The 2193-nt window shown below is 53.8% G+C and carries 2 protein-coding genes; both read left to right on the top strand.

Going from position 1 to position 2193, the window contains the following annotated elements; translation table 11 throughout:
- Positions 1-605, top strand: a 605-nt coding sequence (locus AC1DWI_RS20470) for an ankyrin repeat domain-containing protein (protein WP_477725607.1), incomplete at its 5' end; no start/stop codon positions are given.
- Between the two features lie 51 nt (positions 606-656).
- Positions 657-2193: ankyrin repeat domain-containing protein (locus tag AC1DWI_RS20465; protein ID WP_477725606.1), on the top strand; the 1537-nt coding region annotated here is incomplete at its 3' end.

Here is a 2193-nt window from a genome sequence, read left to right as displayed (position 1 = left end):
AGGGTGCAGTGGATTACCTGAAGGCGCGGGGCATGGTTTCCTCGCCACCCTCCGACGCCTACACCGGTGATGTGCCACGTGATCTTCACAAGGCGATTCGCGGGCATGACCTGGCCAAGATCAGGGCGCTGGCAAAGTTGGGCGTTGATCTGGATATGCCGTATGCGGCGTTTAGTTCTTATGAGCCTGAACCACCCATACTGAATGCAGCTAGGGATGGGCATGCCGATGTGGTTGAACTGCTGCTCGATGCAGGCTGCAATGTCAACGCGACCGGCTCCGACCAGATAACGCTTATGCACAAGGCTGCATCGAGCGGGAGCGTTGAACTCGTCAGCATGCTGCTCAAGCGCGGCGCCAACCCCAACGCCATTGAGCACCATGAATTTGCGTTGAGTCAAAAAAGCGATGACCCCATGCTGAAGGCATTGGATGAAGGCCATATCGCGGCAGCAAAAATCCTCATGGCGCATTGGTTGCCCACTCAGCCACGCCTGGAGAGAGCCAAGACGCTGCTTGAGAATCACATTAAGCGCAGCAACAAAGGGGTGGATGCGGTGAACATGCTGAAGACGATTGAAGYGCGGCTCGCTGAGCTTTTGTGATCACCTGAATTCAGGTTCGGATCATTTCGTTCAAGCTCCAAGGATAGAAGTATGTCTCTTAATGAAACTCAGTTGTCGATACTATTTGTTGATCGCGCGACACGTGAACAGATACAGGCGCAGTTTGAGTTGTTGACGACTTCGGCGCAGTCGTTCAACAAACAGGTGGCAGAGCTTGGCGTCAAGACCAAGTTTAAAGATGAAAATCCCTATCTGGAAGGAATACGAGAGGCGGAAAATTTTCTACAACTCGACTTTACGCATGACTCCAATTTTCGCTTTCCGAGCGCGCTATTAAAGAAGTTGCCCGGCGCGACCTTGATCGTGCAGACAGTGAGTAATGATCAAGACCTGGGGGGTAAAAAAACTTACCTATACGGTGGCGAGTCGATCAATAAAGATCAACTGATTGAACGCCTGGATGCGCTTGACCCGCGCGTTGCGGTGGGCCTTTCCAGTCACCTTGGCGTGCGCTTGGCGAGCAAATACTTCAAGGCGCTCGCTGATCCAAACGAAGAGTTCGCCGGCGTATTGATGTTTTGGCACCTTATCCACTTCATAGATCGCTATCCTGCGGCGCGTAGTGTTTTGGCGAAATGTGACTTGAACCGTGCGAACCATGATGGCGATACTGTGCTGCACTATGCGGCAAAAACTTATCGTCATTGCGGCGATGAAGACATCGAATGGCTGATTTCACAAGGCTGCGATGTGAACGCCCGCAATGCGAACGGAGATTCCCCGTTGTTGGTCGCATCACGGCTTCCTGACAAGCGCAACGGCGCAATGTATCGATTGCTGCGCCACGGGGCCGAGCCGAATATTCGTGACCGGAATGGTTTGGCTGCGATACATCACGTTTGTGCAACGGAAAACGGGGTGGGCATGGTTGGCGCACTCAGGCATCGCAACGCCGATTTGAATGCAGATTCATCGATGGGCTCTCCGCTCTGGATTGCGAATGCGGCAGACCGCTATGCGGCGCGCGATAAATTATGGCCGCTCAATTTACAGCTCATCTCTCCGGCGACCGCTTACGAGGGTGACGCTTATGCAAATTTGCTAACCGCGATCAAGCACCACGATGTAGCTTCGATGGCGCGCTACATTGATGTCGTACAGCTTGGCGAATCGCAGGTGCAAGCGCTGTATGTCTACGCCTGTTATTTTCAATGTGGTGTGCTTTTTGACCATTTGCAGCGGGTACATCCCTGGCGCCTGGTCGCCGATACGCCCGATTCCCCCGATACGTTCTTTGGCCGGGACTACGCGCTGAATCACCTGGACCTGCTAAACGATGAGCACCCGGCGGTTGGCGATTCCTATCGCATATTTGTTGCAGCGATCGCGCAATCCAACCCGGCGCAATTGCACGCATTGGCACAGACCCGCGATTTCGCGATCAATTGTCTGCGTGTTGTTGAATGGCGCAGTGCGCAAGCGCTGGAGTTCTTTGGGCTGCTCAAAACCAAAGAACTGACTTTCGAGCAGTTATTTTCGGGTAACGGCTTGTGGGTGCGCTGGCACGACAAGGAGGATGTGCCCGCAAACATCGCGGAGGTACTGATCGCCTTGCGTGCGATGGGGT

Source organism: Polaromonas sp. P3_C2 (assembly GCF_056402675.1).
The sequence above is the reverse complement of the archived record's forward strand: the minus strand, read 5'-3'. Positions and strand labels throughout refer to the sequence as shown.